Origin of the sequence: Solibacillus sp. NPDC093137, assembly GCF_050280445.1 — a bacterium.
GTDB lineage: Bacteria > Bacillota > Bacilli > Bacillales_A > Planococcaceae > Solibacillus > Solibacillus isronensis_B.
The window spans coordinates 39,849-51,951 of the sequence record NZ_JBNNVH010000008.1 but is presented as its reverse complement, the minus strand read 5'-3'; the positions used below and the strand labels follow the sequence as shown (position 1 = coordinate 51,951).

Genomic DNA, 12,103 nt, shown 5'->3' with positions numbered 1-12,103 from the left:
GGAGGAAAAGTAATAATGAAAAAGTGGAAATTTTTAACGGCAGCAGCATTAACATTAATGTTAGCAGCATGTGGTTCTGATGAAGAAACATCAACAAAGGATGAAGCGAACGAAACTGCTAAAACAGAAGAAACAACTTCATCTACAGAAGCTTCAGCTTTCCCAATGACAGTATCTCCATTATCAGCAGGCAGTGAAACAGAAGATGGTAAGTCTCTTACTTTCGAAGATGTAACATTTGAAGAAATGCCAAAAAACATCGTAGTATTTGACTACGGTTTCTTAGATACACTTGATGCATTAGGTGTTGAAGGTATCGTTGGTATCGCTGCAAACGGCGGTAAAGGTAACTTCCCTGAGCATTTAAAAGAAAAATATTTAACTGATTCAGTTACTGATGTTGGTTCATTAAAACAAATCGACTTCGAAAAAGTAGCAGCTGCTAATCCGGATGCAATTTTCATCTCAGGTCGTCAAGGTACATTCTATGAAGAATTAAAAGAAATTACTCCAAACGTAGTATTCATCGGTTCTGATAACTCAAACTATGTTGATGGCGTATTTGAAACGGTTGATTTAGCTGCTGAAATCTTCGGCCAACAAGAAAAAGCTGAAGAGTTAAAAGCTGCATTACAAGAAAAAGTTGACGCTGTAAAAGAAAAAGCAGCTGGCTATGAAAATGCATTAGTAGCAATGTACAACGACAAAAAAATCTCTGGTTTCGACAACGGTGAAGATTCTCGTTTCGCATATGTATACAATGACTTTGGTTTCAAACCATCAACAACTGATATCAAAGCTTCATCACACGGTTCTGACTTCTCGTATGAGTCAATTCTTTCTGTAGACCCAGAAGTATTATTAATCATCGACCGTACAGCATCTGATGTAGAAACAATCAAAGCTGACATCGAAAACGATATCATCAAAAAAACGCGTGCTTACAAAGAAGGCAAAATCGTTTACCTTGATGGCGTAAACTGGTACTTCTCTTCTAATGGTGTAACAACTGAAGCAGAAAAATTAGATGAAATCTTAAATGAATTAAAATAATATAATTAAAGATGGCATGTCTCTCAAGTAGAGGCATGCCTTTTTAAAAGAGAGGGGAATTAAAATGTTCGTACAAATTCGCAAATGGATCGTAACAGAAGGCAACTCGCTTAAAATTATCGAGCGCTTTAGCAAAAAAACTGGTCAAGGTCCATCGATGCTTGAACAACGCGAAGGATTTATTGGCCGTGAACTGCTTGTAAAAAATGTGCGACGTGGTGAAGAGGAAGTTGTAATGATTATTCGTTGGGAATCGGAAGATGCATGGAAAGCCTGGGAGAAGAGCCCTGAGCATATTGCGGGCCACAAAGCGAAAATCAAAGAGCATGGCGGTAAACCACCTAAACCGGATTTCGTTATTTCAATGGAGCACGGAAATTACACAGTTGTAGAATAATGAATGTTTAAGAGGGAATCTACTTTGCAGAGTTTTTTAGCGAAGTGGATTTTTATTTTTTGTATACTACATATAATAATAGTGAAGTAACAGTTCGTATAAGGAAAGTAGGTTATCGTTTGAAAAAGAAAGTTTCGATTTTTGCATTCGTTACATTGCTGGTGTTTATTATTATTGCACTGAATTTTGATATACCAAGCTTCGAGGCATTTGATATGAAAATCCGCTCTTTATTATTTGGTAATAATTTCATTATTTTATTTCATTATTTAGGAGAAATAAAGTTTGTCATAGTTGCAACTGTTATTATCTTGCTGTATTTGGCAATCTTTAAAAAAGATTTTCGCGGTGTGCTCTTTGTGCTTCTTACAGTTGGGGTTGGAAATGGGCTGAATCAGCTTTTAAAGCGTATTTTTTCACGACCACGTCCGGAAATTGAAGATCAGCTTACTTCATTTAGCTTTCCTTCAGGACATGCGCAAATCAGTGTAATGTTCTTTTTAACGCTCGCATATATGATTTCGAAATGGCTGAAAAATAAAAGTTGGAAATTTATTACATACAGTGTAATGCTAGTCCTTATTTTTTTCATAGGTTTATCACGTATAGCGGAAGGTCGTCACTATGCAACGGATGTTTTAGCAGGGTGGAGTATCGGGTATACTTGGTTTATCATATGCGTATTATGGTATGAGTCAAAAAAGCACAAATAGAAGTTATGGGATTCCTGATATTTAGGAATCCCTTTTTTAACACTTGATTTGGTTAGCGGCATAAGATGTTTCCTGATTGAAAAAAGTTGCACAAAGGAAACATTGTGCGTATAATATGAGAAAAGAATTATAAAGAAGGAGAATAGTATGGATGAGAATGTATTATTAGCGTTAGGCTTAACATTGTTTGCAGGGCTTGCTACGGGTATTGGTAGTTTGATCGCATTTTTTACAACACGCACAAATAAGAAGTTTCTTTCGGTTGCATTAGGCTTTTCGGCAGGTGTTATGATTTATGTATCACTTGTTGAGATTTTTGTAAAAGCGAAAGACGCATTAGTAAACGTTCATGGGGAAACAATAGGGTATTGGTACACCATCATCGGCTTTTTCGGAGGGATGCTCGTAATTGCCTTAATTGACCGCTTTATTCCGAAAGGGAAAAATCCGCATGAAGTAAAGTCTGTAGAAGATGTTCAAAAAGCTCAATTGATTGGGAATGAAGATGTAGAAGCAGACCGCCTGATGAAAATGGGATTATTTACAGCGCTGGCAATCGCGATTCATAACTTTCCTGAAGGTATTGCGACATTTATGGCGGTACTGCAAGATCCGAATGTCGGATTTGCGATAGCAATTGCGGTAGCAATTCATAATATCCCTGAAGGTATTGCGGTAGCCATTCCTATTTTTTATGCAACAGGGAAGCGTATGAAGGCATTTAAATGGTCGTTCGCCTCTGGTTTGTCAGAGCCGTTCGGTGCGCTTATTGCCTACTTAGTACTAATGCAATTTATGACAGATACATTGTTCGGTATTGTTTTTGCTGGTGTTGCAGGGATTATGGTATTTATTTCGATTGATGAACTGTTGCCGGCTGCTAAAAAATATGATGAAGCTCATTCCTCTATTTACGGATTAATAGCAGGTATGGCAGTTATGGCCATCAGCTTAGTGATGTTAACTTAATTTTAATTACTTCATGAAAAAGCCAGCATCTCCTTCACGGAGTATGCTGGCTTTTTCATGTATTGAGACTAAAGCTTCGGTGCATATTAGCCGAATAGAAGCTTTAGCCCTTTTTTATTAAGATGCGGCTGTTACATTTTCAGATGCAACAGTAAATGTTGTATTAGGGTATTCATTTTTTTCGATTTCATCAAGCAATGCGACAGCAAAATCAGCATAACTGATATAACTGTTAAATTGCGAGTTTACTAGAATCTTCTCTTCGCCTTTAATGTAATGGCCGGTACGTGGTCCATCCGAATCGAACATAGCCGATGGAATCGCAAAGGACCATTGGATTGAAGAGCTTTCCAAATCACGTAGGTTTTGCAATTGAGCCTTTGCCGCGATAGCCAGATCTTCAGGATAATCTTCAAGATCCATAAGTCGAACTGTTTTTTCACGATCAACAAAAAGGCAGCCTGAACTACCAATCACGAACAATTTTTTCTCTGTTCCTTCAAGTAAGGAAATTAAATGTTCACCGGCATCAACATGTAAATGTTCTTCCCCTGGTAGCGGAGCAAAAGCATTAATTAAAATATCGAAAGGAGCAATTTGTTCCTTTGTTAAATTAAACAGGTCGCTTTCAATAATATTGATATTTTCTTCTTGTACTGTTGCCTTATTTTTTACGATCGCTGTCACATCAAAGTTTCTCATGATGGCTTCTCTTAAAATATGAGTTCCTGCCTTACCTGCAGCTCCAATAACTGCAATTTTCATAAACATTACCCCTTTCTAACAGTAGATTTATTAATATACCCAAATTTAAGGGGAATTATGCATAAAAGACAAAATAGATTAGAAAAAAACAAAAAATGTACGTTATTCTATTATGAGAATAACGTACATTAAACATTTAACGAAGAGTTTTATCTATCATTTTATTATTAATAAGTGTGACAGTTGAGCCGGATGGTGAAGCGGTTGTCACTACGACTTGATGGTCCGGAAATTGTTGCTGCATTGATTCGACAAATTGTTCGGATAAAGCGAGCGGAATCATCGAGATTAATGTTGGACCGGCACCACTTAATGCAGTACCATACGCTCCAGCCTTTTTTGCAGCTTCGCGAATTTCATTATATGCGGGAATAAGGTTTGCACGGAAAGGCTCATGGAAAAGATCCGCTTCCATATATCGTCCAATTCGCTCATAATCCTTTGCAATAAGGGAAGCAGCGAGCATATTCGCATTGGCACTTGCACGTACTGCATAGCTTCTTTTCAGCTCTTCCGGTAAAACACCGCGTGATGCTGCTGTTTTAAGTTCGATATTCGGAATAAATACTACGAATGCCGCATCCATCTCCTGAATATGCAGTGTGTCGACAATTCCTGCTTCATCCATTGAAGAAATCGTCAATCCCCCTAATACCGAAGCTGTTGCATTATCAGGATGGCCTTCAATTTGAGATGAAATGTTCAGCTTATTCTGTTGCGATAATTTTAAATCCCCTAAAATATCGGCTAATTCAATAGCAGCTACAATAGCAGCCGCACTGCTGCCGATACCACGTGCAAGGGGAAGCTCACTAGTCATCTCAATTTTACATGGTGGCAGCGTTGCATTATATTGCTTTGCTACCTGCTGTGCGATTGTATAAATTAAATGCGATTCGACTGACGTATCAGATGGCACATTGTCACCAATATGCACAAATTCCCACTCATCTTGTAATGTGACATCCAATGTTAGATAGAGCGATAATCCAAGACCAATGGAGTCAAATCCAGGACCTAAATTTGCTGTACTGCCAGGAACTTTGATTTGCCACTTTTTACTCATAGACTAAATACGCCCTCGATATAATTACGGATTTCCTGCTCATCATTTTGAAGTGAGACGAGGTCTACAGTCGAAACATTCATAGCTGTATCCGGATCTTTTAAGCCGTTACCAGTAAAGACTGTAACAACACGACTGCCTGCAGCGATTTCGCCGGTTTTCACTGACTTGATGACACCAGCTAATGAAGCAGCTGAACCAGGTTCGACAAAGATACCTTCTTTGTTGGCGATTAGTTTATAAGCGTCTAAAATTTCATCATCTGTTACTGAATCAATTAAACCGCCTGATTCATCACGAGCTGTTTCAGCGAACTTCCAGCTTGCTGGGTTCCCGATACGAATCGCTGTTGCTACAGTTTCCGGATTTGCAATTGGTGCTCCTTGCACGATTGCAGCGGAACCTTCTGCTTCAAAACCGTACATTTTAGGAAGACCGCTTTGTTTTGCTTCATTATATTCTTTAAAGCCTTTCCAGTAAGCTGTAATATTCCCTGCGTTTCCTACAGGAATACATAAGTAGTCTGGGGCTTGGCCAAGTTGATCTACAATTTCAAACGCCGCTGTTTTTTGGCCTTCAATACGATATGGGTTTACAGAGTTAACAAGTGCGATTGGAGTATTTTCCCCGATTTTGCGCACAATATTTAATGCATCATCAAAGTTGCCGTCAATTTCAATAATTTTCGCACCGTACATGCAAGCTTGTGCCAATTTACCAAGTGCTACTTTGCCTTTAGGAATGACAACGATTGACTGAATACCGGCACGTGCCGCATATGCTGCAGCTGCCGCAGATGTATTGCCTGTAGAAGCACAAATGACAACTTTAGAGCCTTCTTCAATTGCTTTTGCAACAGCAAATACCATACCACGGTCTTTAAACGAACCTGTTGGGTTAGCGCCTTCAATTTTCCCGTATAACTCAATTCCAAGCTCTTTAGATAAATTTACTAATGGAATTAGTGGCGTATTTCCTTCATTTAGTGATAAAGCAGGTGTATTTTCAGTAACAGGTAGGTACTGTTTATATTCTTCGATAAGACCTTTCCACATAGATAATAAACTCCTTCTGTTCTCGCTAGGTGAACATTTGTTTTTGTATACAAGACATTTTATACCTATGTGTCCCTTATTTCAATAGGAATTGTTAAATTGTCGGAACAATTCGTTAAGTTAAAAAAATGTTGTCACTTTTAAGAAAGAAATGTATGATAGTAATGTTGTTAAGTCAAGTGTAAAGACACATGGAAGGTGGAAAAGTAATGTCGGTGGAAACAAATGAACAAAAGCCCCTATCACGTAATAAACTTCTACGTATAGCTGGGGTTGGATGGATGTTCGATGCAATGGATGTCGGAATACTATCTTTTATCATTGCAGCGCTTGCAGTTGACTGGGGATTAAATAGTAGTCAAATGGGTTGGATTGCAAGTGTAAACTCGATTGGTATGGCAGTTGGTGCGCTGTTTTTTGGTGTACTTGCAGACAAAGTAGGACGTAAGCAAATCTTTATGTGGACACTAATACTATTCTCAGTTGCGAGTGGTTTATCCGCATTTACAACAACTTTGACGCTCTTTTTAATTTTACGCTTTTTTGTCGGCATGGGGCTTGGCGGGGAATTACCTGTTGCTTCAACGCTTGTATCTGAAAGTGTAAAAGCTGAAGAACGCGGAAGAGTTGTCGTTTTACTTGAAAGTTTTTGGGCTGGAGGCTGGCTAATCGCCGCGCTTATTGCCTATTTCGTTATACCGGCTGAATTTTGGCCAATTGAAGGATGGCGAGTTGCACTATTAATTACGGCAATCCCTGCAATTTATGCAATTTATATAAGAATGAAATTACCGGACTCTCCACAGTTCAGGGTAAAAGAAGAGTCGAAAAAACGTTCGGTGTTCCAAAATATCGCAACGTTATGGGAGAAGAAATATGCACGTTCTACACTAATGCTTTGGATTTTATGGTTTGCAGTTGTATTTTCTTACTATGGCATGTTTTTATGGTTACCAAGTGTAATGGTTGGCAAGGGATTTGATTTAATATCAAGTTTTAAATATGTATTAATCATGACGTTAGCCCAATTACCGGGTTATTTTACAGCTGCTTGGTTCATCGAGAAATTTGGGCGCAAATTTGTATTAGTTACATATTTATTAGGGACTGCAGCAAGTGCCTTTATATTCGGTGGTGCAGAAACGATCGAAACATTGTTGATTTCCGGTATGTTGCTTTCGTTCTTTAACTTAGGAGCATGGGGTGCCTTATATGCGTATACACCTGAGCAATATCCGGCAATTGTACGTGGAACGGGAGCGGGGATGGCGGCAGCAATAGGTCGTGTTGGAGGTATTTTCGGTCCGTTATTAGTTGGGACACTCCTGACAAAAGGCTATGATATTAGCTATATTTTCGCGATTTTCTGTGTGGCCATCGTCATTGGAGTATTGTCTGTTATTTTTTTAGGGAAAGAAACAAAGCAAACAGAATTACTATAGTTGTAAACTATTAGTATTAAAATGTTTTTTTTGATAATGAATAGGGACTTGTGCTAATAAAATAGCGCAAGTCCTTTTTACATTTGTGAGCTGTAAAAAAATACCTAATAGATAAATGTCCATAACAGGTTTTTAATAATAGTTTATTTATAAATTATAAATTTTACAAAAGTATGTCAATTTCCTATTCAAATTTTTATATTCTTTAGTAGGCTAAAGTTTTTTCAGAAAACTCGTTGAATTCTATTATTATTCATGTTAATGTATTTTTTATTATTAAGAATTTAGCGCTCGTAAAGTTACATGAATAAGTGAGATATTATTTTAAAAAAATATTAGAAAGGGAGATGGAGAATTTGACTATTTGCGAAAATATTAAGAAGAAGTATATTCGTCTTTCTAAGGGGCAGCGAAAAGTTGCTCAGTTTGTTATGGATAATCCGAATATAGTGGGGACACATACCGCCTCCGAAGTAGGAAGGTTAGCAGATGTAAGTGAATCGACTGTAATCAGATTTTGCTATTCAATGGATTTAGCAGGTTTTAGTGAGCTCCAAGATAAACTGAAGGAATATTTAATGGATAAAGGTGAAGTAACGGAAGTTAAACAAGCGATGCCTGTTAAAAAAATCCGAAATCACATTGGAGCGGACATTGTAAAAAAAGATATCGCCAATATATCTAAAACATTCAACCAGTTAAAAGAACAGGATGTTGAAGAAGTTGTGCAATTGTTACATACATCAAAGAAAATCCATTTTTTAGGTTTCAGACAATCGACACCAGTTGCTTTTTGGATGTACAGCAATGTCAACAGGTTACGTGACCATGTTCATTTTATTCCTCATGAGGCAGATAAAATTGCACAACAACTTGCGTATATGGATGAAGATTCATTGCTTTTCGTTATATCGCTTGATGAAGAGTATGAAGATATGGCAACAACAGTAGAAATCGCTAAAAGAAAAAATGTTAAAATTGTCGCAATCCGCAACAAAGAGCTTACATCTCAAGAACCGGCTAACCCCGTACTTATTGTTCCCAATACAAAAGAAGCCGGAGCCACATGTACAATTGCTATATTCTCTCTATTACATATATTAGTGGAATCAATGGTAAGCCAAAGCCCACAACAATATGAGCAATATAATAAAAAGACAAATGGCGCGCTCAATACGCCGAATTTAATAGCAATCAGCTAAAACTGTAAAGGCTAACTCATAGCCATTACAGTTTTCCTTTTTGCTAAGTAATATTGAAGAATCTTCTGTTTTTCACTTTCTTTACGTTATGTTAAAATGAAGAGCGAAAAGCATTTAATAGGAGGCTCACTCATGAGTAAAACATTAGTTTTCGGACATAAAAATCCAGATACAGATACAATTACTTCAGCAATTGTTTATGCATACTTAAAACAACAATTAGGTGTAGATGCAGAAGCAGTTCGACTTGGAGAATTAAATAACGAAACAAAGTATGCACTAGAAAAATTCAACTTTGAAGCACCACGTCTAATTGCTAACGTAAAAGATGAAGGAGCACAAGTAATTTTAGTAGACCATAATGAGTTCCAGCAATCAGCAGATGGAATCGAAGAAGTACAAATCACTGAAGTAATCGATCATCACCGTATTGCGAATTTTGTAACAGCTGATCCAGTATATTTCCGTGCTGAGCCTGTAGGTTGTACAGCGACAATCTTAAATAAATTATATAAAGAAAATAATGTAGAAATTCCGGCTAACATCGCAGGTTTAATGCTTTCTGCTATTATTTCGGATACATTATTATTCAAATCGCCAACATGCACAGAGCAAGATGTGAAAGCTGGCGAAGAATTGGCAGCAATTGCAAATGTTGATACTGCACAATATGGTTTAGCTATGCTAAAAGCAGGTGCGGACCTTTCAGATAAGTCACTGGAAGATTTATTGTCATTGGATGCAAAAGGCTTTGAATTTGGTGAATATAAAGCGACAGTTGCCCAAGTAAATGCAGTGGATATTGAAGACGTTCTTGGTCGCCAAGAAGAGCTTGAAAACTTATTGAACAAAAATATTGCGGATAATGGCCTAGATTTATTCTTCTTCGTTGTAACAGATATTTTAAACAATGATTCAACAGCAGTAGCGGCTGGACAAGTTGCCGAAGAAGCAGCAAAAGCGTTTGGTGCAACAATTGTTAATGGTCGCATCAGCTTACCAGGCGTTGTATCACGTAAAAAACAAATCGTTCCAGTTTTAACAGAAAACTTAAAATAAAAAGTAAATCCGGCAACTCATTTAAGAGTTACCGGATTTTTTCATTTTTAACGGATAGACTGCAGGGCCTTCGATAACTTCGCCTTTTGCGTTGTAGCGAGATCCATGACATGGACAATCCCATGTATCATCTGCAACATTCCATCTTGTTTTACAGCCAAGGTGTGTACACTTAGGCGCATCCGGTCTGTCGATATAGCCTTTTACAAGCTCTTTTCCAATCATCCCGCCCGTTTGCAGCATGAAGTAAAATGTCTTCCCGAAATTTGAACGATTCGGTGAGAATAAAGCGGCTGCCGGGTTTGCAATTCTTTTAATAAGATCTGTAAGCAATGTTCCTGCAACAAGTGAAGAAGAAAGCCCCCATTTATTAAAGCCTGTTGCAATATACAAACTGTCATCGCCCGGTGACAGCTGGCCGATATAAGGAATTTGGTCTGCCGTCATGACATCCTGTGCACTCCAGCCGTATTCATATGGCGGAAGTTCAAAATCTGTTGTTAGTTCATGCTGCAATGTTTCATAAAACGGGTCTGTATCGCTTGTCGATCCAGCTGTATGCGATTGTCCGCCATAGATGAAGTAGGGCTGATTATCGATAAGTGCCGTTCGGATTGTACGACTTTGAGCATCAACGCTTAAGTATTGGCCTTCTAATAGCTGTGAATATTTTGTTGCTGTTAGGTAAGACCGTTTAATCTGCAGTTTCATCGAATAAAGTTGTCGAATTGATTCAATCGGGTAATGTGTACATAAAATTAGCTTTTTATATTGAACAGTATGGTCATTGCTTGTATGAAGACAATTTTTGGACATTTCTAATTTAGTCACTCGCGTATTTAAATAAAGTTGTGCCCCATGTTTTCTAGCTAAATGAACATACGTATTCGTAAACTCGACAGGATTTATCTGACCTTCATTTTTGATACCGAGCGCAAGTTCTACAGGAACCGAAAGCTCGATGTCCTTTGTTGCAAGAAAGGGAATACCGATTTTTTTATAGCTTTCCGCCTCGTTTAAAAGCTGCTCTTTTCCTTGAGGGGTAGCTGTATAAACGTACGAAGTAGCACGAGAAAAGCTGGTGCTACTTTCGGAAACAGCTTGTTCAATAGCTTGTTTATTCGCCTCGTAGTAAATTTTACCGTCTTCTTCATTGAGTTTTGAGTAAATGAGATTATGCTGTACTGTCAATTTTCCTGTAGAATAGCCTGTTGTTCCTTGTGCAAACTGAGGCATTGCTTCGATTAGCGCGACACTAAGCCCCTCTTTAGCCAGTGAATACGCAGTATAAATACCACTGATTCCCCCTCCAATTATACATATGTCGCAGTTAATCGATTCTTGCAGAGTAGGGGCAGCAAAATCTGAATGTGTTGGAAGCCAGAGAGATTGTTTCAAAATATCACCTTTTTATTTTTCAGCATAGGGTAATTGACCAGAATTTATTCAGCTAACGTCACATAATAAAAATTCCTCGGACCTTTATGTGGGGGGAGGCTAGTTTCAAACATTGTACTTTTGAATAGTTGCTCGCTACAATACAAGACAAGGAGAGTGATTAGCATGAAAATCGAAGTATGGTCTGACTATGTATGTCCTTTTTGCTATATTGGCAAGAAACAATTAGAAATCGCATTAGATGAACTTGGGTACGGAGATTCAATTGAAGTAGCCTATAAAAGCTATTTATTGGATCCTTCCACACCAGTTGATACGACAAGCTCTGTATATGAAGAACTGTCACGAAAATATCAGATTTCATTAGATGAAGTGAAGAAGATGACAGCAAATGTTACATCACGTGCCAAAGAAGTAGGGCTTGAGTACAATTTTGATGAAATGAAAAGTGCAAACACTGTAAAAGCGCACCGTTTAGCAAAATGGGCTGAAACAGAAGGAAAAGAAAAAGAGTTTACCGAGCGCGTTTTAAAAGCTTACTTTTTAGAAGGCGAAGCAATCGGACAAACTGAGGTATTACTGACATTAGCAAAAGAAGTCGGGTTATCTGCAGAAAAAGCTAGTCAAGTTATTGAAAGCGATGAGTATATGGAACAGGTGCAGCAAGATATTGCAGTCGCTCAAAATCTTGGTGTACGTGGTGTACCTTTCTTTGTCATTGATAATAAGTACGGCATTTCAGGTGCACAGCCACAGGAAGTGTTTGAACAAACGATTGAAAAGGCAGCACAGGAAATTGGTTTACGTAAACCTTTGAAAATGCAAGGGGTAGACGGTGCTGCATGTACCGATGATTCTTGTGATATTTAACTGGAGTTAATAGGAGTTAAACAGGGAATTTTACCTAGATTCATATTTTTATATAAAATCGAAATAGAAATTCAGACTAAAGTATGAGAGCAATCTAATTGATTTTTTTAGGTT

General features: G+C 37.9%; 12 protein-coding genes. 8 read left to right on the top strand and 4 right to left on the bottom strand.

All coding sequences use genetic code 11. From position 1 onward, the window contains the following. Positions 1–15: 15 nt before the first annotated feature. The 4 genes from ACQKN3_RS18405 (at position 16) to zupT (ending at position 3,132) form a co-directional block, all read left to right on the top strand. A complete protein-coding gene (locus ACQKN3_RS18405; protein ID WP_427713849.1) occupies positions 16–1,053 on the top strand; it encodes a siderophore ABC transporter substrate-binding protein in 1,038 nt (345 codons plus the stop codon). Positions 1,054–1,117: 64 nt separating this feature from the next. Next, complete coding sequence (locus ACQKN3_RS18400; RefSeq protein ID WP_014822513.1) at positions 1,118–1,450, top strand: antibiotic biosynthesis monooxygenase family protein; 333 nt, start codon at positions 1,118–1,120, stop codon at positions 1,448–1,450. 119 nt (positions 1,451–1,569) lie between these two features. Beyond that, the gene (locus tag ACQKN3_RS18395) at positions 1,570–2,163 is read left to right on the top strand and encodes a phosphatase PAP2 family protein (RefSeq protein WP_251691244.1); all 594 of its coding nucleotides are present in this window, start codon (positions 1,570–1,572) and stop codon (positions 2,161–2,163) included. A gap of 147 nt (positions 2,164–2,310) precedes the next feature. Then, positions 2,311–3,132, top strand: a complete 822-nt coding sequence (gene zupT, locus ACQKN3_RS18390) for a zinc transporter ZupT (RefSeq protein ID WP_251691246.1) — start codon at positions 2,311–2,313, stop codon at positions 3,130–3,132. A gap of 117 nt (positions 3,133–3,249) precedes the next feature. Here the strand turns inward: zupT and ACQKN3_RS18385 are convergent, their stop codons facing one another. The 3 genes from ACQKN3_RS18385 to thrC all read right to left on the bottom strand — a co-directional run bounded on the left by ACQKN3_RS18385 (position 3,250) and on the right by thrC (position 6,018). Continuing rightward, positions 3,250–3,897 carry an NAD(P)-dependent oxidoreductase gene (locus ACQKN3_RS18385; protein WP_251691248.1) on the bottom strand — a complete coding sequence of 216 codons (648 nt, stop codon included), beginning with the start codon at positions 3,895–3,897 and terminating at the stop codon, positions 3,250–3,252. Positions 3,898–4,033: 136 nt separating this feature from the next. After that, positions 4,034–4,963, bottom strand: coding sequence for a homoserine kinase (gene thrB, locus ACQKN3_RS18380; protein ID WP_251691250.1), 930 nt, complete (start codon positions 4,961–4,963; stop codon positions 4,034–4,036). Further along, positions 4,960–6,018: a threonine synthase gene (gene thrC / locus ACQKN3_RS18375; RefSeq protein WP_251691252.1), complete on the bottom strand. Its 1,059-nt coding sequence runs from the start codon at positions 6,016–6,018 to the stop codon at positions 4,960–4,962. Before thrC ends, thrB begins: the two co-directional genes overlap by 4 nt. A 209-nt stretch (positions 6,019–6,227) precedes the next feature. Here thrC and ACQKN3_RS18370 point away from each other — a divergent pair, with 209 nt between their 5' ends. The 3 genes from ACQKN3_RS18370 to ACQKN3_RS18360 all read left to right on the top strand — a co-directional run bounded on the left by ACQKN3_RS18370 (position 6,228) and on the right by ACQKN3_RS18360 (position 9,721). Continuing rightward, positions 6,228–7,460, top strand: a complete 1,233-nt coding sequence (locus ACQKN3_RS18370) for an MFS transporter (RefSeq protein ID WP_427713844.1) — start codon at positions 6,228–6,230, stop codon at positions 7,458–7,460. A gap of 356 nt (positions 7,461–7,816) precedes the next feature. After that, entirely contained in the window at positions 7,817–8,662 is an 846-nt protein-coding gene (locus ACQKN3_RS18365) for a MurR/RpiR family transcriptional regulator (RefSeq protein ID WP_427713841.1), read from the top strand. A gap of 132 nt (positions 8,663–8,794) precedes the next feature. Further along, positions 8,795–9,721 carry a manganese-dependent inorganic pyrophosphatase gene (locus ACQKN3_RS18360; RefSeq protein WP_427713839.1) on the top strand — a complete coding sequence of 309 codons (927 nt, stop codon included), beginning with the start codon at positions 8,795–8,797 and terminating at the stop codon, positions 9,719–9,721. A 21-nt stretch (positions 9,722–9,742) separates the two neighbouring features. Here ACQKN3_RS18360 and ACQKN3_RS18355 read toward each other — a convergent pair whose 3' ends face one another. Further along, positions 9,743–11,119: an FAD-dependent oxidoreductase gene (locus ACQKN3_RS18355; RefSeq protein WP_427713837.1), complete on the bottom strand. Its 1,377-nt coding sequence runs from the start codon at positions 11,117–11,119 to the stop codon at positions 9,743–9,745. Between the two features lie 165 nt (positions 11,120–11,284). Between ACQKN3_RS18355 and ACQKN3_RS18350 the strand changes: the two genes are divergently transcribed. Continuing rightward, positions 11,285–11,989 (top strand): DsbA family oxidoreductase, encoded by a 705-nt coding sequence (locus ACQKN3_RS18350; protein ID WP_427713835.1) that lies wholly within the window; start codon positions 11,285–11,287, stop codon positions 11,987–11,989. Positions 11,990–12,103: the final 114 nt, after the last annotated feature.

What these genes read in the sequence shown, in the direction of transcription:
- ACQKN3_RS18385 (WP_251691248.1), bottom strand. Translation starts at nt 3,897, where the DNA reads ATGAAAATTGCAGTTATTGGAGCTGCAGGTAAGGCAGGAACTCATATT.
- ACQKN3_RS18360 (WP_427713839.1), top strand. Translation starts at nt 8,795, where the DNA reads ATGAGTAAAACATTAGTTTTCGGACATAAAAATCCAGATACAGATACA.
- thrC (WP_251691252.1), bottom strand. Translation starts at nt 6,018, where the DNA reads ATGTGGAAAGGTCTTATCGAAGAATATAAACAGTACCTACCTGTTACT.
- ACQKN3_RS18400 (WP_014822513.1), top strand. Translation starts at nt 1,118, where the DNA reads ATGTTCGTACAAATTCGCAAATGGATCGTAACAGAAGGCAACTCGCTT.
- zupT (WP_251691246.1), top strand. Translation starts at nt 2,311, where the DNA reads ATGGATGAGAATGTATTATTAGCGTTAGGCTTAACATTGTTTGCAGGG.
- thrB (WP_251691250.1), bottom strand. Translation starts at nt 4,963, where the DNA reads ATGAGTAAAAAGTGGCAAATCAAAGTTCCTGGCAGTACAGCAAATTTA.
- ACQKN3_RS18370 (WP_427713844.1), top strand. Translation starts at nt 6,228, where the DNA reads ATGTCGGTGGAAACAAATGAACAAAAGCCCCTATCACGTAATAAACTT.
- ACQKN3_RS18350 (WP_427713835.1), top strand. Translation starts at nt 11,285, where the DNA reads ATGAAAATCGAAGTATGGTCTGACTATGTATGTCCTTTTTGCTATATT.
- ACQKN3_RS18405 (WP_427713849.1), top strand. Translation starts at nt 16, where the DNA reads ATGAAAAAGTGGAAATTTTTAACGGCAGCAGCATTAACATTAATGTTA.